This is a genomic window from Bradyrhizobium iriomotense (assembly GCF_018130765.1).
GTDB classification, from domain to species: domain Bacteria; phylum Pseudomonadota; class Alphaproteobacteria; order Rhizobiales; family Xanthobacteraceae; genus Bradyrhizobium; species Bradyrhizobium iriomotense_A.
Window position 1 is genome coordinate 85,929 of the sequence record NZ_JAFCJZ010000014.1, and the last position, 18,871, is coordinate 104,799.

The window sequence follows — 18,871 nt, forward strand, 5'->3', positions numbered from 1 at the left end:
GATGGTCGCATCATGGATTTGAATCTGGGCGGCAAGGTCGCAATCGTCACCGGCGGCAGCATCGGCATCGGCCGTGCGATTGCCGCCGAACTCGCGCGCGAGCAGGCGCATGTCGTGATCGTCGCGCGCGACGCCGAGCGGCTGGCCGCGGCGGCCAGCGAGATGTCGCGCGACACCGGCCGGCGCGTGATCGCCTGTGCCGGCGACATGACCAAGCCCGGCGACATTGCGCGGGCGATGGACACCGCGCGCGAGTCCTTCGGCCGCATCGACATCCTCGTCAACAACGCCGGGGCGTCGCCGATGGGCCGGATCGCGGAGACGCCGGATGCGACCTGGGCCAAGTCGATCGAGCTGAAGCTGCTCGGCTACATGCGCTGCGCGCGCTCCGTGTTGCCGGAGATGCGCGACCGCCGCTGGGGCCGGATCATCAACATCATCGGCCGCAGCGGGCACCAGCCGCGCGCGGCTTACATGGCGGGCGGCGCAGTCAACGCGGCGCTGCTCAACTTCACACTGGCGCTTGCCGAGGAATGCGCGCCGGACAATGTGCTGGTCACCGGCGTCAATCCCGGTCCCGTCCAGACCGACCGCTGGGACAGCCTGGTCGCGCAGGGCGCAGCGATCGCGGGACAGGATCGCGGTGCGGCGAATGCCGCGGCGATCACCTCGGTGCCGCTCGGGCGCGTCGGCCAGCCGCATGAGGTCTCAGGGCTTGTCGCCTTCCTCTGCTCGGACCGCGCATCCTTCATTACGGGTACCTGCATCAATGTCGATGGGGGTGGAACGAGGTGTATCTGATGGCTAGCGAACTCAGGAAGATCGGTGTCGGCGAAGATTGCGAGCTTGCGGTTCGCCTCGACGACTATCTCCTGCCTTGGGACACCAGGCCGCCGGTCGTGATGCTGCACGGGCTTGCCGAGAGCGGGGAGGCGTTCCGGCGCTGGGTGCCGTACTTCGCCACGCATCATCTCGTCGTGCGTCCTGACTTGCGCGGCTACGGCGATTCGACGCCGATGCCGGGTGACTATGTCTATCGCTTCGCCGGCCTCGGCGACGACATCATCCGGCTGCTCGACGCGCTGAAGCTCGACCGGGTGTTCCTGATCGGCGGCAAGATCGGCGGTACGCTGGCCATGCATCTGACGGCAAAGCACCCGGATCGTGTGATCGCGGTCGCCGCGGTCGGCGCGCCGGCTTCGCTTACCTCGTTCAACGAGCGGGCGCCGACCTGGCGCAAGCAGATCCGCGAGCAGGGCGTCGAAGCGTGGGTGCGCGAGACCACGGCTGGCCGGCTCGGCTCGTCGCTGCCGCCACCGGCGATCGACTGGTGGATCAAGCTGATGTCGAAGACCAAGGCCTCGACGCTGGAGGCGTTTCTCCAGATGGTGCCCGCGGTCGACGTCACTGGCGAGCTGCCGTCGATCAAGCGCCCGGCGCTGGTCATCACCACGACCGGCTCCGGTCTTGGCAGCGTCGATTCAGTCAAGGCGTGGCAGGAGACGATCCCGGGCTCGAAGCTCGAGGTGCTGCCCGGCGATTCCTACCACGTCGCCGCCACCGATCCTGATGTCTGCGCGCGCAAAGTGAGGGAGTTCTTCGACCGGCTCAAGACATGAGAGACAAGCCCGATTAAGGCCCGAGAGAGGCCCGGACCAAACAACAAATGGGAGGGAATGATGAGCTTGAGGCGAATGCTGGCCGGCTATCTCGGCGCGACTGCGCTGCTGCATGCCGGCGCCGCGATGGCGGCGACGGTGGAGATATCCGCCAATGACATTGGCGGGCAGGTGATCAGCGACAAGGGCGCAGAGGCCGGCGTCTGGGTGATCGCAGAGACCAAGGACCTGCCGACCAAATACGCCAAGGTGGTGGTGACCGACGATCAGGGCCGGTTCGTCATCCCGGATCTCCCCGCGGCCAGCTACAAGGTCTGGGTCCGCGGCTATGGCCTGCAGGACACCGCGCAGCAGGAGGCCCGTCCCGGCAAGGTCCTCGATTTCAAGGCGGCGCAGGCCTCTCCGAAGCAGGACGCGCAGAACTATCCCGGCATGTACTGGTATTCGATGCTCGACATCCCCAGGCCCGAGGAATTTCCCGGCACCGGCGACAAGGGCAACAAGATGCCGGAGACCATGAAGTCGCAGGCGCAATGGGTCGATACGGTCAAGAACATGTGCCAGTCCTGCCATGCGCTCGGCACGCGCGGCATCCGCGAAATCTCGAAAGTGTTCACCGACGGCTATGATTCCCACACCGCCTGGGCGGTCCGCACCCAGGCCGGCCAGGCCCAGGAATACATGGCCACGGTGCTCGCCAGCATGGGCCCGGAAAAGGTCTACGATCTCTTCTCGAAATGGACCGACCGCATCGCCGCGGGCGAACTGCCGTTTGCCAAGCCCGAGCGTCCGAAGGGCATCGAGCGCAATGTCGTGTTCACGATGTGGGACTGGGCGGCGCCGACGCGCTATCAGCACGACGCGATCTCGACCGACAAGCGCAACCCGCGCCTCAACGCCAATGGCCTGATCTACGGATCGTCGGAAGAAAGCTCCGATCTCGTGCCGACGCTCGATCCGGTGAAGAACATCGCCGGCACCATCAAGCATCCCTATCTCGATCCCAACACACCGTCATCGACCGATGCGCCGCGCGGACCGTCGGCCTATTGGGGCGACGAGCCGATCTGGGACGGTCACACCAGCATCCACAACGTCATGATGGACGAGCAGGGCAAGGTCTGGTTCACCGCGCGCCTGCGCCCGCCGGCCAATCCCGATTACTGCAAGCCGGGTTCTGATCTCCCCTCGGCGAAGGTCGCACCGCAGGCAACCTCGCTGCGGCAGTTGTCGCGCTTCGATCCCGCGACGGGCAAGTGGGACCTGATCAACACCTGCTTCACCACCCATCACCTCTATTTCGATGACGATGCCAACCAGACGCTGTGGACCAGCTCCGGCGGTCCCGGCCTTGGCGGCGGCCTGGTCGGCTGGCTCAACACCAGGCAGTACCGCGAGACGCTGGACGACGTGAAATCGCAGGGCTGGACGCCGCTGATCATCGACACCAACGGCAATGGCAAGCGCGATGCCTATGTCGAGCACAAGGACCCCGTCGACCCGACCAAGGACAAGCGCATCGCAGCGTCGTTCTACGGCATCATGCCGAGCCCGGTGGATGATACGATCTGGGGCCAGGCGATGGATCGCGGGTTCTCCCGCATCGACCAGCCCGGCTACATCGTGCGCGTCGTGCCTGGACCAGATCCCGCCAACACCGCGCTCGCGGAAGTGTATCAACCGCCGGAGGGCACGTTCGGTCCGCGCGGGCTCGACATCGGCCTCGACGGCGTGGTGTGGACGGTCCTGTCCAGCGGCCATCTGGCGAGCTTCGACCGCAAGCTCTGCAAGGGACCGCTGAACGGGCCGACGACCGCCGATGGCAGGCAGTGTCCTGAGGGGTGGAAGACCTGGCGCATGCCGGGACCGCAATTCAAGGGACTGAACGCCAGCGGCAGTGCCAACCACGCATATTATGTCTGGGTGGACCGCTACAACACGTTCGGCCTCGGCGCCAACGTGCCGATCGCAAGCGCCAACGGCAGCGAGTCGCTGCTGGCACTGGTCAATGGCGAGCTGGTGAATTTGCGCAATCCCTATCCGCTCGGCTTCTTCACCAAGAATGTCGACGGCCGCATCGACGACCCCAACACCGGCTGGAAAGGCCGCGGCCTCTGGAGCACGACCGGGACGCGCGCGAGCTTCCACGGGGAGGCCGGCAAGGAGTCCTCGCCTAAAGTCTACAAGGTGCAAATGCGGCCGGATCCATTGGCCCATTGAGTGTTTCGCCCTATGAATAGCCACGCAGGAAACGAAAGGCCCAAGCCAGGGACTATGACGATGACAAGAACCTCACGACGTGACGTGCTCACTGCCGCAGCCGCGATGACCGCGGCGGGCATCGCCGAAGCAACGCCGGCCGCCGCGCAGGCGGGACCGAAGCCGATCTTCCCGGTGCCGATGGTCGCGATTCCCATTGTCGGCGAGACCCAGGTGTTCCAGGTCCGTCGCATCTACTGCATCGGGCGCAACTATGCCGCGCATGCGATCGAGCGCGGCTCGGATCCGAACCGCGAGCCGCCGTTCTTCTTCCAGAAGCCGACCGACGCGATCCAGAACGTCGCGATCGGCGAGGTCGCCGACCATCCCTATCCCTCGCTGACCAAGAACTATCATCACGAGGTCGAGCTGGTGGCCGCGCTGAAATCCGGCGGCACCAACATTCCGGCCGACAAGGCGCTCGACCATGTCTATGGCTACGCGCTCGGCCTCGACATGACCCGGCGCGATCTCCAGAACGGCATGGCCGCGGAGAAGAAGCCCTGGGAGATCGGCAAGAGTTTTGACCACGCCGCGGTGATCGGTCCGATCCACCCGGCCAGCAAGACCGGCCATTTCGAGAAGGGCGCCATTTCGCTCGCGATCAACGGCACCGTCAAGCAGAGCTCGGATCTCAGCAAGATGATCTGGAGCGTCGCCGAGCAGATCGCCAAGCTGTCGGAAGCGTTCGAGCTGAAGGCCGGCGACATCATTTATTCCGGCACGCCGGAAAATGTCGGCCCCGTCGGGAAGGGCGACGTACTCTTGTGCAAGCTTGAAGGCCTGCCGGACATGTCGATCAAGATCGTGTAGCGGCTGCAGCTTTCTTTACCTCTCCCCGCTTGCGGGGAGAGGTCGGATCGCTCTTGCGATCCGGGTGAGGGGGTACAGGTCTCGCGACAATCTCACTCGCGGAGAGAGGCCCCTCACCCCAACCCTCTCAGCGCGAGCGAAGCTCGTCGCGGCCCCGTAAGAACGGGGCGAGGGAGCGCACCGCCGTTCTGTCGGAGATCGGTAAACTTTGGAGGCGGAAATGCTGCGGCAAGGTTTGATTGCTGTGTTGGGCTTGGTCTTCCTTATGACCGCTGCCTTTGATGCTTACGCCGAAGGCCCTAGCGACATCGCCCCCACCGGTGCGCTGCGTGTAGCCGTCGCCGTCGGCCCGGCCGCCTCGGCGTTCTGGACCACGCGCGATCCTTCGACCGGAAAGCCGCGCGGCGTCACCGTCGAGCTTGCCAAGGCCGCCGCCGACAGACTGCATGTTCCGCTGCAGCTCCTCGAATACCAGAGCTCCGACGAGATCGCTGCGGCGAGCAGCAAGGACGTCTGGGATCTCTCCTTCATGCCCGCCGACGTCAAGCGCGAGCAGTTCGTCGACCAGGGCCCGGCTTACGTCGCCTATATGAGCGGCTATCTCGTGCGCGCCGGCTCGGACATCCGCACCGTTGCGGATGTCGATCGCGCCGGAATACGGGTCGGTTGCATCGAAGGGACATCGACGTCACGGACGGTCGAGAAGTCGCTGAAGCAGGCGAAACTGACCAAGTTCGTGAAGCCGGAAGAAGCCGCCGAACTGATCGGTAGGGGCGAGCTCGATGCGCTCGCGATGGGCATGGGCGCCCTGGAAGATCTTTCGCGAAAGCTGCCGGGAACGAAGGTGCTGGACGAGGTGATCCAGTCGACCGGCGTGGTCGTCGTCGTTCCCAAGGGCAAGAGCGCGGCAAAGGTCTGGGCTACGCATTTCCTGGATGAAGCCAAGGCGGACGGCACCGTGCGCCGTGTACTCGACGGCAACGGGTTCACCAGTGACAAGGTCGCGCCGTAGTTGCGCTGATTGGCCTCCGGTGGGCTTTGCCCTTGAATTGCCGGAGTTCCATCGGCGATTGCCCCGTGTTGGGCAACGGACAAACGTCCTGTGGCCATATTTGGGTAAGAGTGATCTCCCCTTGAGGGAGGCACTCCGATGAAGAAAGCTCTGATCACTGCCGTCGTTCTGTTGGCTGGCGTGCCTGCGGCCGCTGCCGCACAAGAGCGTGCTGGTGCTGCGGCAATCGGAGCCGTGTCGGGCGCCGTGGTGCTGGGACCGATCGGCGCCGTCGCCGGCGCGGTGGTCGGTTATACCGCCGGACCTGCAATCGCCCGGTCATGGGGCGCGAGAGATTCGCGCTCGGCACGACATCGGCAGCCGCCGCGTCGCGAGGCCTATCGCGCAGCCGGCGCTCCGCCGCCCGCGCGCCAGGCGATGAACGCCAACGGTCAGATGAGAGCCGCCAGCAATCCGTCGGTTCAAGCCGCGCCCGCGGCGCAGCCTGTTCAAGCCGCTCCTGCGGCACCTGCTGCGCCTGTGGAGACCACGCAGCCGCCCGTTCAGGGATTCGAATAAGGCCAGCGCCGCCTTCACCTCTCCCCGCTTGCGGGGAGAGGTCGAATTCGATCGCAGATCGAATTCGGGTGAGGGGGTACAGGTCTCTCGACGATTTCTTGTGTGGAGAGAGGCCCTCACCCCAACCCTCTCCCCGTAAGAACGGGGCGAGGGGGCGCACCGCCGATGCGGTCGCAGTTTGACTCAATTCAAAAAATCTAGGCCGCAGAAGTCTTCGGCCGCAGCCGGTCGACCGTCCGCGCGATCAGCGCGGCCACCTCCGGCACCTTCGGACCGATCCGAAACTCCGGCCCGGCGACGACGACGGAGAGCCGGCGATCGCCAATCGGCAGCGGGATCGCGGCGCCGGCGAGATCGCGGCTGTAATCCGCAAAGCTCTGGCAATAGCCACGCGCGATGGAGTTGCGCAGCTCGGTCTCGACGGCCTCGATGCTGATCGGCGTCGAGGGGCCATACTGCTTGAATTCGATCTTGCGATAGACGGAGTCGCGCTCTTCTTGTGAATATTGCAGCAGCAGCGCGCGGCCGCTTGCGGTGGCGTGGATCGGCACGCGATGGCCGATGGTCGCGAAATAGCGGATCGCCGCCTTGGACTCGACGACGTCGATGAACACCGCCATTACGCCGGCCGGCGCCACGATGGATGCGGTCTCGCCGGTCTCGGCGGAGAGATCGGAGATCAGCTGATGCGTCCAGGGCGGCAGCGGCTCGACCTCCGAGATCATCCGCGCCATCGCCAGCCACCGCGGCGTCGGATAGAAGCCGGCGCGCGGCCGCGGCTCATAGAGATAGCCCTTCTCCGACAGCGTCGCGAGCAAGTTGAAGGTCGACGAGCGCGGCCAGCCGAAATGATCGGCAATCTCGGCAAGCGTCGCCGGCTTCTTCACTTGCGCGAAGAATTCCATGATCTCCAGGACATTTGCAGCTTGGCGAACGATCATGGCGAGGCTTGTGTTCCGATCTAGGGCTGGCCGAGGATCTTCTGCGCGGCGCGAAGATGCGGCTTGTCGATCATCTGGCCGTCGAGCCGCAGCGTGCCGGAGTTGGGATTGCTTGCGAACGCGGCGATGACCTTCTCCGCCCAGGCGCGCTCGGCGTCGGTCGGCGCGAACGCCGCATTGACGACATCGACATGCTTGGGATGGATCAGCGCCTTCGCCGAAAAACCGTCGCGCCGCGCCGCGCGCGTTTCCTGCTCGAGGCCCGCGAGGTTGTCGATGTCGGTATAGACGGTGTCGATCGGAGCCACTTCCGCTGCGGCCGCCGCCATCAGGCAGAGATCGCGTGCAAGGCGATAGGGGCTGTGGAATACGCCACCGCTCGCTTTCTCGGTGGCGCCGAGCGAGGCGGAGAGATCCTCCGCGCCCCACATCAGGCCGGCGAGGCGAGGCGAGCAGCCCTTGTAGCTGCCGAGCCCGAAGATCGAGCTGGCGGTCTCGGTCGCGACGCAGACGATGCGGGTCGTGCCGATCGTGATGCCGGAGGCAGCTTCCAGCGCTTCGAGCCAGGTCGCGACCTGACGCACGTCGTCGCCGCCTTGCGATTTCGGCAGCACGATGCCGTCGGGCCTGCCGGGCGTCACCGCGGCGAGATCGGCCAGCGTCATGCCGGTGTCCAGTGCATTGACGCGAACGTAGAGCTGGTGCGGGCCTGGACGGCTCTTCAGCATGGCCAATGTCAGCCCGCGTGCCTCCGGCTTCTTTTCGGTGACGACGGAATCCTCGAGGTCGATGATCAGCGCGTCGGCCTTGCCTTCGCTCGCCTTCTCGAATTTGCGCGGGGAATCCCCCGGCACGAACAGCATCGAACGCATCAGACCGGCCTCTTGTGCATCATCGCCATGCGGCGGCATTTTCCGACGATCTCGTCGTTCTGGTTCAGGGCGTGGTGCTCGAACTCGACGATGCCCGCTCTCGGGCGCGATTTGGATTCCCTCAACGAAAGCACCTTCGTCGTCGCCCGCAAGGTGTCGCCGTGGAAGACCGGTTTCGGAAAGGTCACGTCGGTCATGCCAAGATTGGCGACGGTTGTCCCCAAGGTCGTATCATAGACCGTCATGCCGATCATGATGCCGAGGGTGTAAAGGCTGTTGAAAATGCGCTGGCCGAACTCGGTCTTTTCGGAGAAATGCGCGTCGATATGCAGCGGCTGCGGATTGAGGGTCAGCAGGCTGAACATGGTGTTGTCCATTTCCGTGACGGTCCGGGTCAGCGGATGCCTGAACTCCTGGCCCACGGAAAAGTCCTCGAAATAAAGTCCGGCCATCGCGGTTTCCTCCCTCTATTGGTGCGATTTGGCCCGCGCTGCCGTTACGGCGGCGCGGCCAGGTGAACTGCCTTTTGCTCTGCAAGCCGCTCGATCTCGTCGGCGGAGAAGCCAGCCTCGTGCAAAATGTCGCGGCCGTGCTGGCCGAGCGTCGGTGCGGGGCCGGCGGCCTCCGGCTGGGTCACGCTCCAGGTCGAGGGCACGCGCATCTGGCGGATGCGGCCTTCCACGGGGTGATCCACGGTCTTGAAGAAGTCGACGGCCTTGAGGTGTGGGTCATCCAGGATCGTCTCCAGCGTGTGCATCGGCATCACCGGAATATCAGCGCGCTCCAGCAACTCGCGCCACTCTGCTGTGGTGCGCGTCGCGAAGATGTGGCCGATCTCCTCGTAGATCTCGTCGATATGCTTGGTGCGCGCGGCGTGATTGGCGAAGCGCGGTTGATCGAGGAAATGCGGCTGCCCGATCGCCTCGAAGAAGCTGCGCCAGTGCTTGTCGTTGTAGATGAGGACGCAGAGATAACCGTCGCTGGTCTTGTAGGGGCGGCGGTAGCGCGAGAGCAGGCGGGCATAGCCGCCATGGTCGAGCGGCGGATCGTAGGTGAGGCCGCCGAGATGATCGACCAGCACGAACTCGGCCATGGATTCGAACATCGGCACGTCGATGCGCTGACCCTCGCCGGTGCGCTGCTGGTGCATCAGCCCGCCCATGATCGCATTCACCATCATCAGCCCGACGATGCGATCGGCGATGGTCACGGGGACGTAGCGCGGCGTGCCGTCGCCGGCGGCGGCGAGCAGCGTTGGGATGGTGGCAGCGCCCTGGATCAGATCGTCATAGGCGGGCTTCGCAGCGTAAGGGCCTGACTGGCCATAGCCGAAGGCGCCGACATAGACGAGCGCGGGGTTGATTGCGCGAAGCGTCTCATAGTCGAGGCCGAGCCGCGCCATCGCCTGGGGGCGCACATTATAGACCAGCGCGTTGGCGCGCCTGGCGAGCCGCAGCAGCGTGTCGCGGCCTTCCGTCTTCTTGAGGTCGAGCACGATGCTGCGCTTGCCGCGATTGGCATTGTGGAACATCCCGCCCATGCCGGGCGTGCGGCCGGGACCGATCTGGCGAACGATGTCGCCCTCGGGGCTTTCGACCTTGATGACATCGGCGCCCATGTCCGCGAGCACCTGGGTGCCGTAGGGGCCCATCAGCACCGAGGTCAGGTCGAGAATGGTGAAGCCGGCGAGCGGTCCCATGGGGCCTCGTGAGGTGAATTCATATGTGTGGAGTTAGAGTTCATAAAATGTAGCTGTCAATTCGATGTCATTGGCTCGCGGCGCATGGCTCCATGCGTAGTTCATATACTTGACAAATAAATTCACATATATGTACATTTTCCTCAAGCAAGAATTGGAGTGAGGACCGGCGGTGCTGCAGCGTTTCGCTGCCGCCTTCCGCATGGGCGCGTCAGGGAGGAACGAGATGAAGACGAAACTGGTCTGGGCCGCCGCGGCGTTCGCACTCTCGCTGCCGGTCTCGACGCTTCAGGCGCAGGCGCAGGCGCAGGCGCTGGAGCTGAAGGTCGCCGATAGCTTCCCCGCCGGTCACTATCTCGTCCGCCTGATGCTCAAGCCCTGGATGGACGACGTCACCAAACGCACCAACGGCGCGGTGACCTTCACCTATTATCCGAACCAGCAGATCGGCAAGGCGGCCGACATGCTGCGGTTGACGCAGTCCGGCGTGGTCGACATCGGCTACATCGGGCCGTCCTATGTCTCCGACAAGATGCCGCTCTCGGAAGTCGCGCAATTGCCGGGGGCCTTTGAGACCAGCTGCCAGGGCACGATGGCCTATTGGAAGACCGCGCGCGAAGGCGTTCTGGCCAAGCAGGAATACGCGCCCAACAAGATCAAGCTGCTGTTCGAGGTGGTGCTGCCGCCCTATCAGGTGTGGACCGCGAAAGCCAAGGTCGACATGACCAAGGACATGCAGGGCCTGAAGCTGCGCACCACGGGCGGTGCCCAGGATCTGACATTGCGTGCGCTCGGCGCGGTGCCGGTGCGCATGGCCGCGCCCGATGCCTATGAATCGCTGTCGCGCGGCACGATGGACGGCCTGCTGTTCCCGATGGAGAGCGTCGTTGCCTATGGCCTGGACAAGCTTGTCAAGCACGCCACCGAAGGCGTCAGCTTCGGCAGCTTCATCGTCGCCTATTCCATCAACCAGTCGGTCTGGGACAAGCTGCCCGACGACGTGAAGAAGGCGATGAACGAGGCGTCCGAGGCGATCGAGCCGACCGCTTGCGCGCAGGTCGACAAGGAAACGGAGACCACCAAGAAGCACCTGCAGGATCAGGGCGTCAGCTTCGATCCGCTGCCGGAGGCGACCCGAACCGAGATGAAGGACAAGCTCAAGGGTGTCGGCAAGGAATGGGCGAACGGGCTCGACAGCCGCGGCAAGCAGGCTTCCGCCGCGTTGAAGGAGTTCGAAGGCCTGCTCGCCGCCGGCGGCAAGTAAAGCGTCAAGTCATCCGACAGAGAGAAGGAGGCGCCAGAGGTGATCAAGCGGGCAGGAGATGTGCTCGGCGCGCTGGAGCGCGCGCTGACGGTGATCGCGGTGGTGTTCCTGTTCGTCATCATGCTGCTGGTGGTGACCGACGTGTTCATGCGTTACGTGCTGAACAGTCCGTTCGCCTTTACCTATGATCTGATCGGGCTCTATCTGTTGGCCGGCGTGTTCTTCTTCACGCTGTCCGACGGCTTGCGCGAGCATGCGCACGTCGGCGTCGATATTCTGCTCTCCCGGTTCTCGCCGGCGGGACGGCGGCTGTCCGAAATCATCACCGCGCTGGCCGGCCTGTTCGTCTTCGTCCTGATCTGTAAGGTCGGATTCGAGCGTGCGCTGGAGAATTACGAGCAGCACGATGTGCTGGCCGGCGCGATCGCCTGGCCGACCTGGATCTCCGCGGCGCTGGTGCCGTTCGGCTGCGGTGTGCTGGTGCTGCGGCTTGCGCTTCAGCTCGTCGGCAACGTGCTGAGCCTCCTCAGTGGGCGCGATCTCTATCCGCTGCCGCCGGTCACCGGCGTCGGTGAGGCACGAAGCTTCGAGTAACGGGCGATATCCATGACACCCTTCATCGTTCTCGCCCTGCTGTTCGGCCTGCTCGCGCTCGGCACGCCCGTCGGTTTCGCCATGGCCTTTGCCGGCTCGGTTGGCCTCGTGATGGTTGGCGGATGGTCCACCCTGTTCGGCATTTTGCAGACCGCGCCGCTCTCGACCGTCTCCTCCTACGAGCTGATCACCATTCCGATGTTCCTGCTGATGGCGGATCTCGTGCTGCTCTCCGGCGTCGCGGATGATCTGTTCAAGACGGCGTCGGCCTGGGTCGGCCGCATTCCCGGCGGCCTTGGCATGGCGACCGCGCTCGCCGGCGCCGGCTTCGGCGCGATCTGCGGCACCTCGACCGCCTCCGCCGCGACGCTATCCTCGACCAGCCTGCCCGCGATGATCCGCCAGGGTTACGAGCCGAAGATGGCTGCGGGCGTCGTGGCGATCTCGGGCACGCTGTCGATGTTGCTGCCGACCAGCGTCGCGCTCGTCATCTTCGGCCTGCTGGCCGAAGTGAACATCGGAAAACTCCTGATCAGCGGCATCATCCCCGCGATCCTCGTCACCATCACCATCATGGCCACGATCTATTTCCTGGTCTGGCAGGATCCTTCGCGCGCGCCGGCCGCGAAATCCGTGCCGTGGCGCGAAAAATTCGCGCTGCTGTGGCAGGTCTCGCCGATGGTGGTGCTGTTCTCGATCGTGACGGGCACGATCTATCTCGGCGTCGCCACACCGACGGAAGCCTCGGCGTTTGGTGCGTTCGGCGCGTTCCTGCTCGCGATCGTCAAGGGCAAGATCACGCCGTCATCGCTCTACAGAACGCTGCTGCGCGCCAGCCACGGCACCTGCATGATCATCATGATCCTGGTCGGCGCCTCGATCTTCGGCTACTTCTTCACGCTCACCCACGTCACGCAGGACCTCGTCGCCTGGATCGGGTCCTTGCCGGCCTCGCGCTGGGTGATCATCACGCTGATCCTGTGCGGCTATATCGTGCTCGGCTCGTTCATGGACCAGATCGCGATCCTGGTCTTGACCGTGCCGATCGTGCTGCCGCTGATCAAGACGCTCGGCTTCGACCCGATCTGGTTCGGTGTGATCAAGATCGTCACCGCCGAGGTCGGCATGATCACGCCGCCGGTCGGGCTGAACTGCTTCATCGTCGCCCGTTACGCCAAGCGGCCGGTGGCGGAAGTGTTCCACGGCACCTTCCCGCACTTCATCGCGCACCTGATTGCGATCGCGATTTTGGTGGCGTTTCCGTCTATCATCCTCTGGCTGCCCTCGCAGATGGGGCGCTAGGATCGGAGCCCGGCTCCCAAGAAGGAGATCAAGACCATGGATTTCGCGCTCACCGATCAGCAGGAAGCCATTCGCGATGCCATCGCAAAAATCTGCGAAGACTTTCCCGATGCCTATTGGCTGAAGAAGGACCATGACGGCGGCTTCCCGCATGACTTCCACAAGGCGCTGGCCGACGCCGGTTGGCTCGGCATCTGCGTGCCGGAAGAATATGGCGGCTCCGGGCTCGGCATTACCGAAGCCGCGATGATGATGCGCACCATCGCGGAATCTGGTGCCGGCATGTCAGGCGCCTCCGCGGTGCATATCAACGTGTTCGGGCTCAATCCCGTGGTCGTGTTCGGCACCGAGGAGCAGCGCAAGCGCATGCTGCCGCCGATGGTGGAGGGCCGCGAGAAGGCCTGCTTCGCCGTCACCGAGCCCAACACCGGCCTCAACACCACCCAGCTCAAGACCCGCGCGGTCGCCAAGAACGACCGCTACATCGTCAACGGCCAGAAGGTTTGGATCTCGACCGCGCAGGTCGCACACAAGATCCTCCTGCTGGCGCGCACTACGCCGCTGGAGGAGGTGCGTTCGCCGACGCACGGGCTCAGCCTGTTCTATACCGATTTCGACCGCAACAGGATCAAGGTCCACGAGATCGAGAAGATGGGCCGCAAGATCGTCGATTCCAACGAGTTGTTCTTCGAGGACTTTGAAATTCCGATGGAGGACCGCATCGGCGAAGAGGGCAAAGGCTTCCAGTACATCCTTGAAGGCATGAACCCCGAGCGCATCCTGATCGCGGCGGAAGCGGTCGGCCTCGGCAAGCTGGCGCTATCGCGCGCGACCGAATACGCCAAGACGCGCGTGGTGTTCAATCGTCCGATCGGCAAAAATCAAGGCATCCAGCATCCGCTCGCGGTGAACTGGGTCGAGCTCGAGGCGGCCTGGCTGATGGTGATGCAGGCGGCCTGGCAATATGACAAGGGCTTGCCCTGTGGCGCCGGCGCGAACGCCGCGAAGTATTTCGCAGGCGAAGCCGGCTACCATGCCTGCGAGCAGGCGGTGATGACCCATGGCGGCTTCGGTTACGCCAAGGAATTCCACGTTGAGCGCTATTTGCGCGAAGTGCTGATCCCACGCATCGCGCCGGTCAGCCCGCAGCTCGCGCTCAGTTTTATTGCGGAAAAGGTGCTGGGCCTCGCCAAGTCGTACTAGGCTGGGGCGCGGAGGATCGCCATGAACCTCGCTCACCATCTCCTGCGTGCCGCCAAGGCCGACCCGTCCGCGCCGGCCTTGCTCAAGGGGCTGACGCCGGTTGCCGATTACGGCCGGCTTGCCGCGACGGTGGCCTCGCTGGCCGCTTCGTTGCAGCAACGCTTCGGCCTTGCCAAGGGCGACCGCGTTGCGCTGCTGATGAAGAACGTGCCTGACTATGTCGCCTGCCTCTACGCCTGCTGGCATGCAGGTCTGGTCGCCGTTCCCATCAATGCAAAACTGCATCCGCGTGAGGTCGCGTTCATTCTCGAAAACTCGGGGGCTGCGGTCGTGTTCGTGACCGAGGACATGGCGAGCGTCGCCTCGGAAGCTCTGGTACTCGGCACGGCCAAGCCGCGCGTGATCGAGATCGGATCGGCCGAACATCGCGCGCTAGAAAAGGCCGATGGCATCGCCATCGCCGATGTTGCCATCACCGATCCTGCCTGGATCTTCTACACCAGCGGCACCACCGGCCGGCCCAAGGGCGCGGTGCTGAGCCATCGCAATCTGCTCGCGATGTCGCTGAACTATCTCGCCGAGATCAATCCGGTGGTGCCAGGCGAGTCGCTGCTGCACGCCGCGCCGATGTCGCACGGCTCCGGTCTTTACATGGTTCCGCACGTGCTCGGCATGGGCGCGCAGATCATTCCCGAGAGCGGCCGCTTCGAGCCGGACGAGATTTTGGAGCTGACGGCAAAGCGCGACAACATTTCCTTCTTCGCTGCCCCGACCATGGTGCGGCGCCTGACGGTGGCAGCGGAAGCGGCCGGCGCAACCGCGCCTGGGCTGAAGACCATCATCTATGGCGGCGGCCCGATGTACGTCGCCGACTGCAAAGCGGCGCTCGGCGTATTCGGGCCGAAGCTGGCGCAAATCTATGGTCAGGGCGAGAGCCCGATGACCATCACGTATTTGCCGAAGAGCATGCATGTCGACGCCGGGCATCCCCGCCATGAGCAGCGTCTTGCCTCGGTCGGCATCGCGCAAGGCGTCGTGCAGGTCCGCACCGTGGACGAAGCCGGGCGCGACGTTGCGCCTGACGAGATCGGCGAAATTATCGTGCGTGGCGATACCGTGATGTCCGGCTATTGGCAGAACCCGGACGCCACAGGGAATACGCTGCGCGACGGCTGGCTCTACACCGGCGACATGGGCGCCTTCGATGCCGATGGCTTCCTGACGCTGAAGGACCGGTCCAAGGACGTGATCATCTCCGGCGGCACCAATATCTATCCGCGCGAGGTCGAGGAGGTGCTGCTGCGGCATGAGGCTGTCGCCGAGGTCTCGGTGATCGGCCGGCCGCATCCGGAATGGGGCGAGGAGGTGGTGGCGGTTGTCGTTCCCGTCGCGGGCAGGGCAGTCACGCGCGATGAGCTCGACCAGATGTGCAATGCCTGGATCGCGCGTTTCAAGCGGCCCAAGCACTATTACCTCACGGCCGAATTGCCCAAGAACAGCTACGGCAAGATCGTGAAGACGGAGTTGCGCACGCTGCTCGGCGAGGCCTCCGCGCGCCTGACGCCGATGGGCTGAGGCGGCAATGTCCGGGGGCCCGCCGCTGATCGATTTTGCCGGTTTGATCCGGGACGGCGATCTTGTGGTGTGCGGGCAGGCGACGGCGGAGCCGGTCACCCTGACCGAAGCGCTAATGGCGCAGGCGGCGCAACTTCCGCCGTTTCGCATGATGATCGGGCCGGTGTTCTCGGAGACGTTTTCCGCAGCAAGCGCTCCCAACGTGTCGTTCCAGAGCTATGGCGTGATCGGCAATGCGCGGCGGCTCGCGAAGGCCGGGCGGCTCGATGTGATCCCAAGCAACTACAGCGCCTTCTGTGCCGATTTCGCCACGCGGCGCCACAGGGCGGACGTCGTCCTGGTGCAACTGGCGGAGGCCGATGACGGAAGGCTCAGTGCCAGCCTCTCTAACGACTATGTCATCGATGCCGCGCGCGGGGCCCGCCTCGTCATCGCGGAGATCAATCCAGATGCCCCATTCACGTTCGGAGCAGAATGGCCTGAGGATGTGCCGATCCACCAGGGCGTGCCGGCCCGCCGTCCACCGGTCGAACTGGCCTCAACACCGCTCGACGATGTCTCGCGTCGAATTGCGGGGCATGCCGCAAGCCTGATCGCCGACGGTAGCACGCTTCAGTTCGGCGTCGGCCGCATTCCGGACGCGATCCTGTCGTCGTTGTCCCATGCGCGCGATCTCGGCATCCATTCAGGCTTGATCAACGATGCCGTCGTCGATCTGATCGAGCGCGGTGCGGTGACGAATGCGCAGAAGGGCATCGATGCGGGGATCACGGTCACCAACCAGGTGATCGGGACCCGGCGGCTCTACCGCTTCGTGCACGAGAACAAGGCGGTTGCGGTGCGGCCGACGTGCTACACGCACGGCCAGGGCGTGCTGGCGCGGATCGATCGGCTGGTTGCGATCAACTCGGCGCTTCAGGTCGGGCTCGACGGCAGCGTCAATTCCGAGACGCTGAATGGCGTTGCGGTCGGCGCGATCGGCGGGCAGCTCGATTTCGTGCGCGGCGCCAACGCGTCACCCGGGGGCAGGGCGATCATCGCGCTGCCGGCGACGGCGTCGGACGGGAGCAGCCGGATCGTCGCCAATGTCGAGACGGTGACGACGCCCCGCGCCGATGTCGACGTCATCGTTACCGAATGGGGCGTTGCGGAGCTGCGCGGCTGCGGCCTTGCCGAGCGTGCGCGCCGCTTGATCGCGATCGCGGCGCCAGAGCACCGCGACGCGCTGTCAGCGCAAGTTCGCAGGTCCGCCGGCTAGCTCAGTTCATCATCGCAAGCGTCGGGCGCTGGCCCTCGCCGGACCCGATGATTGCAGGGATATCCGTCGTCTCTCCGGCGATCATGCCCGACATCTGCCAGAACAGGTGCGCGAGGCGGGAGAACACCAGCCGCTCGCGCTCGGCAGGAACGGTGCCGTCAGGGATGGTCACGGTCTCGAGGCCAACCACCTTCTTGAAATCCGGCCAGATCGTCATCGACTGCGCGATGACCGAATAGCAGCGTGGATCCTCGTCGCTCTCGTCGGGCGCCGGCGGCAGACCCGGATATTGCGTTGGCGCGACGTAGAACTTGTAGGCGCCATAGCCGAGCCGGAGCAGGAATTTCTCGGGGACGGCAACATCGGCGGCAAATGACACCAGGCGAGCCCCGCTCAACACGTCCGCTTCGATCGCGCTGAGGTCCGCTGCGCGCAGCGCCGAGCAGAAGGCGAGATCGCGATTGTGCTCGCGGAGCAAATTGGCCAGCGGCTGCTGCTGTTGCACGGTATCGGTGAGCAGGATGATGGTCTTGAGCATCGTCTGATATCCGTCAGGGGAAGAGATGGCGGGCAGTCATGACCGCTTGATCGGAAGCGTGGGTCGCGAAGAAATCGTTGGCGATGCGCTGTCCCGGCGCGATCTCCAGGATGCGGTAGCGCGCAAGGGCGGCGGCTTCGCGCGCGGCGCCGACGTCGTCCTGCCAGGCGCAGAGCGACAGCTCCAGCCGGCCGTAGCCGCCGCAATCGGCGGCATAGGCGCCGGTCACGGCTTCGACGGTGGCAGCCACCGCGCCCGCGTCGCTGGCCGAGACATCGCGCAGGATCACGGCGATGCCGTTGCCGGTCTCGGCTTTCGACGTCATCACCATGAAGGCGTCGCGGGAGCCGGTGCGGCCGGCCCGGCGGGCTGCGCGTGCGATGCCGGCAAAGCCGGGATCGGGACCAAGCTCCAGTGTTGTGGTCTGCTGGTCATGCAGGATCGTGGCGCGCGTGGCGCCGAGGTCACCTTTCAGCGAATGATAGGAGCGGGGGAGCCAGACGGTGTCGAGCGGTCCCTGTGACGAGGTCAGGCTCCAGGCCTGGTCGAGCAGATAGCCCTCCCAGATCGCAGGATAGGATGCGGCGAGCTGCTGCCAGGCGCGGAGCAGCATCTCGGCGCGCGGGGTGCGGCCGAGATAGAGCGTGCGCGCCGACATCTCCCAGCGATTCCACTTGTGCAGGGCGACGTCGCAGCCGAGGAACGACGGCAGCAGCGGTGCCTCGCGCAACACCGCGCCGGCCTCGACGAACAGCAGCGGCTCGCGATATTTGTTCCACATCCGCGTCATGAACTCCGCCTTCTCGAAGCAGAGGATGCGGTCGCCGAGCTGGGTTTCGATCGGCTCGATGTGGCAGGCGAGGTCGAAGCGCTCGAGCGAGTGCCGGAGCGCGAAGGCCGCGGTCGCATCGCCCCCGCGTGGATAGCAGGAGACGATCCGCGGGCGGACCGTGGACGCATCGGCGGCCGTGAGGAATTTCGACCAGCCGATGCCGCCCCACCACATCTCATGCGGGCCGTCCGCGCCGCAGGGGCCGACGGTGCCGAATTCAGTCAGCTTGGATTTGAGGAAATCGAAGCCGGGATTCTCGCTTGTGGGAATGACGATGGCGCAGCCGGGCGTGAGCGAGCGGTAGAGCAGTTCGGCCGCCGCGCCGCTCAGTGGCTCCTTGAGGATGATGACGCCCGCCCGGCGGCCCTCGCCGACATCGAGGGTCGGCACACCGTACTGCTCGATCAGCCAGCCCAGGCGGTCGTGCTGGGCCCGGCCGAGCCTGACACCGCCGGATTGCAGCAGCCGATCAAGGTTTTCGTGCGTCCCGTCCGTCAATTCCGTGCCCCCTCGCTCCAGCCTTGGACTTCAA

The 18,871-nt window shown here is 64.9% G+C and carries 17 protein-coding genes and 1 pseudogene; 12 read left to right on the plus strand and 6 right to left on the minus strand.

The window, feature by feature from the left end; translation table 11 throughout:
* The first annotated feature begins 12 nt into the window (after positions 1 to 12).
* The 6 genes from JQ635_RS23495 (at position 13) to JQ635_RS23520 (ending at position 6,261) form a co-directional block, all read left to right on the plus strand.
* The gene (locus tag JQ635_RS23495; protein ID WP_211412157.1) at positions 13 to 801 is read left to right on the plus strand and encodes an SDR family oxidoreductase; all 789 of its coding nucleotides are present in this window, start codon (positions 13 to 15) and stop codon (positions 799 to 801) included.
* Positions 801 to 1,619 (plus strand): alpha/beta fold hydrolase, encoded by an 819-nt coding sequence (locus JQ635_RS23500; protein ID WP_211412158.1) that lies wholly within the window; start codon positions 801 to 803, stop codon positions 1,617 to 1,619. Before JQ635_RS23495 ends, JQ635_RS23500 begins: the two co-directional genes overlap by 1 nt.
* Positions 1,620 to 1,679: 60 nt before the next feature.
* Positions 1,680 to 3,839, plus strand: coding sequence for a carboxypeptidase-like regulatory domain-containing protein (locus JQ635_RS23505; RefSeq protein WP_211412159.1), 2,160 nt, complete (start codon positions 1,680 to 1,682; stop codon positions 3,837 to 3,839).
* 60 nt (positions 3,840 to 3,899) lie between these two features.
* Positions 3,900 to 4,691 carry a fumarylacetoacetate hydrolase family protein gene (locus JQ635_RS23510; protein ID WP_211412160.1) on the plus strand — a complete coding sequence of 264 codons (792 nt, stop codon included), beginning with the start codon at positions 3,900 to 3,902 and terminating at the stop codon, positions 4,689 to 4,691.
* Positions 4,692 to 4,956: 265 nt separating this feature from the next.
* On the plus strand, positions 4,957 to 5,703 hold the full coding sequence (locus JQ635_RS23515) for a transporter substrate-binding domain-containing protein (protein WP_246583709.1): 747 nt from the start codon (positions 4,957 to 4,959) through the stop codon (positions 5,701 to 5,703).
* Between the two features lie 138 nt (positions 5,704 to 5,841).
* On the plus strand, positions 5,842 to 6,261 hold the full coding sequence (locus JQ635_RS23520; RefSeq protein ID WP_211412162.1) for a hypothetical protein: 420 nt from the start codon (positions 5,842 to 5,844) through the stop codon (positions 6,259 to 6,261).
* Positions 6,262 to 6,458: 197 nt separating this feature from the next.
* Here JQ635_RS23520 and JQ635_RS23525 read toward each other — a convergent pair whose 3' ends face one another.
* The 4 genes and pseudogenes from JQ635_RS23525 to JQ635_RS23540 all read right to left on the minus strand — a co-directional run bounded on the left by JQ635_RS23525 (position 6,459) and on the right by JQ635_RS23540 (position 9,773).
* Positions 6,459 to 7,202 (minus strand): IclR family transcriptional regulator, encoded by a 744-nt coding sequence (locus JQ635_RS23525; protein WP_211412163.1) that lies wholly within the window; start codon positions 7,200 to 7,202, stop codon positions 6,459 to 6,461.
* A gap of 20 nt (positions 7,203 to 7,222) precedes the next feature.
* The gene (locus tag JQ635_RS23530) at positions 7,223 to 8,074 is read right to left on the minus strand and encodes an HpcH/HpaI aldolase/citrate lyase family protein (RefSeq protein WP_211412164.1); all 852 of its coding nucleotides are present in this window, start codon (positions 8,072 to 8,074) and stop codon (positions 7,223 to 7,225) included.
* Positions 8,074 to 8,541: pseudogene (locus JQ635_RS23535) on the minus strand (MaoC family dehydratase); the annotation flags it as partial. The gene JQ635_RS23530 and the pseudogene JQ635_RS23535, both read right to left, overlap by 1 nt.
* A 29-nt stretch (positions 8,542 to 8,570) precedes the next feature.
* Positions 8,571 to 9,773 carry a CaiB/BaiF CoA transferase family protein gene (locus JQ635_RS23540; RefSeq protein ID WP_211412165.1) on the minus strand — a complete coding sequence of 401 codons (1,203 nt, stop codon included), beginning with the start codon at positions 9,771 to 9,773 and terminating at the stop codon, positions 8,571 to 8,573.
* Between the two features lie 226 nt (positions 9,774 to 9,999).
* On the opposite strand from JQ635_RS23540, the gene dctP reads away from it, so the two are divergent.
* Genes dctP through JQ635_RS23570 form a run of 6 tightly spaced genes read left to right on the plus strand, consistent with a single transcriptional unit; the run spans position 10,000 to position 16,969 of the window.
* Complete coding sequence (gene dctP / locus JQ635_RS23545; protein WP_211412166.1) at positions 10,000 to 11,037, plus strand: TRAP transporter substrate-binding protein DctP; 1,038 nt, start codon at positions 10,000 to 10,002, stop codon at positions 11,035 to 11,037.
* Between the two features lie 39 nt (positions 11,038 to 11,076).
* Positions 11,077 to 11,631, plus strand: coding sequence for a TRAP transporter small permease (locus tag JQ635_RS23550; protein ID WP_211412167.1), 555 nt, complete (start codon positions 11,077 to 11,079; stop codon positions 11,629 to 11,631).
* A gap of 12 nt (positions 11,632 to 11,643) precedes the next feature.
* The gene (locus JQ635_RS23555) at positions 11,644 to 12,933 is read left to right on the plus strand and encodes a TRAP transporter large permease (RefSeq protein ID WP_211412168.1); all 1,290 of its coding nucleotides are present in this window, start codon (positions 11,644 to 11,646) and stop codon (positions 12,931 to 12,933) included.
* Between the two features lie 36 nt (positions 12,934 to 12,969).
* Positions 12,970 to 14,136 (plus strand): acyl-CoA dehydrogenase family protein, encoded by a 1,167-nt coding sequence (locus tag JQ635_RS23560; RefSeq protein WP_211412169.1) that lies wholly within the window; start codon positions 12,970 to 12,972, stop codon positions 14,134 to 14,136.
* Positions 14,137 to 14,157: 21 nt separating this feature from the next.
* Complete coding sequence (locus JQ635_RS23565; protein ID WP_211412170.1) at positions 14,158 to 15,711, plus strand: class I adenylate-forming enzyme family protein; 1,554 nt, start codon at positions 14,158 to 14,160, stop codon at positions 15,709 to 15,711.
* 7 nt (positions 15,712 to 15,718) lie between these two features.
* Entirely contained in the window at positions 15,719 to 16,969 is a 1,251-nt protein-coding gene (locus JQ635_RS23570) for an acetyl-CoA hydrolase/transferase family protein (RefSeq protein ID WP_211412171.1), read from the plus strand.
* Between the two features lies 1 nt (position 16,970).
* Here the strand turns inward: JQ635_RS23570 and JQ635_RS23575 are convergent, their stop codons facing one another.
* Both JQ635_RS23575 and JQ635_RS23580 read right to left on the minus strand, forming a co-directional pair.
* Complete coding sequence (locus JQ635_RS23575) at positions 16,971 to 17,507, minus strand: hypothetical protein (RefSeq protein WP_211412172.1); 537 nt, start codon at positions 17,505 to 17,507, stop codon at positions 16,971 to 16,973.
* Between the two features lie 13 nt (positions 17,508 to 17,520).
* Positions 17,521 to 18,837 (minus strand): hypothetical protein, encoded by a 1,317-nt coding sequence (locus JQ635_RS23580; RefSeq protein ID WP_211412173.1) that lies wholly within the window; start codon positions 18,835 to 18,837, stop codon positions 17,521 to 17,523.
* Between the last annotated feature and the right edge of the window lie 34 nt (positions 18,838 to 18,871).

Bases quoted from the DNA above. Each gene is read 5' to 3' on its own strand.
- JQ635_RS23495 (WP_211412157.1), top strand. From the start codon at position 13: ATGGATTTGAATCTGGGCGGCAAGGTCGCAATCGTCACCGGCGGCAGC.
- JQ635_RS23500 (WP_211412158.1), top strand. From the start codon at position 801: ATGGCTAGCGAACTCAGGAAGATCGGTGTCGGCGAAGATTGCGAGCTT.
- JQ635_RS23505 (WP_211412159.1), top strand. From the start codon at position 1,680: ATGAGCTTGAGGCGAATGCTGGCCGGCTATCTCGGCGCGACTGCGCTG.
- JQ635_RS23510 (WP_211412160.1), top strand. From the start codon at position 3,900: ATGACAAGAACCTCACGACGTGACGTGCTCACTGCCGCAGCCGCGATG.
- JQ635_RS23515 (WP_246583709.1), top strand. From the start codon at position 4,957: ATGACCGCTGCCTTTGATGCTTACGCCGAAGGCCCTAGCGACATCGCC.
- JQ635_RS23520 (WP_211412162.1), top strand. From the start codon at position 5,842: ATGAAGAAAGCTCTGATCACTGCCGTCGTTCTGTTGGCTGGCGTGCCT.
- JQ635_RS23525 (WP_211412163.1), bottom strand. From the start codon at position 7,202: ATGATCGTTCGCCAAGCTGCAAATGTCCTGGAGATCATGGAATTCTTC.
- JQ635_RS23530 (WP_211412164.1), bottom strand. From the start codon at position 8,074: ATGCGTTCGATGCTGTTCGTGCCGGGGGATTCCCCGCGCAAATTCGAG.
- JQ635_RS23540 (WP_211412165.1), bottom strand. From the start codon at position 9,773: ATGGGACCGCTCGCCGGCTTCACCATTCTCGACCTGACCTCGGTGCTG.
- dctP (WP_211412166.1), top strand. From the start codon at position 10,000: ATGAAGACGAAACTGGTCTGGGCCGCCGCGGCGTTCGCACTCTCGCTG.
- JQ635_RS23555 (WP_211412168.1), top strand. From the start codon at position 11,644: ATGACACCCTTCATCGTTCTCGCCCTGCTGTTCGGCCTGCTCGCGCTC.
- JQ635_RS23560 (WP_211412169.1), top strand. From the start codon at position 12,970: ATGGATTTCGCGCTCACCGATCAGCAGGAAGCCATTCGCGATGCCATC.
- JQ635_RS23565 (WP_211412170.1), top strand. From the start codon at position 14,158: ATGAACCTCGCTCACCATCTCCTGCGTGCCGCCAAGGCCGACCCGTCC.
- JQ635_RS23570 (WP_211412171.1), top strand. From the start codon at position 15,719: ATGTCCGGGGGCCCGCCGCTGATCGATTTTGCCGGTTTGATCCGGGAC.
- JQ635_RS23575 (WP_211412172.1), bottom strand. From the start codon at position 17,507: ATGCTCAAGACCATCATCCTGCTCACCGATACCGTGCAACAGCAGCAG.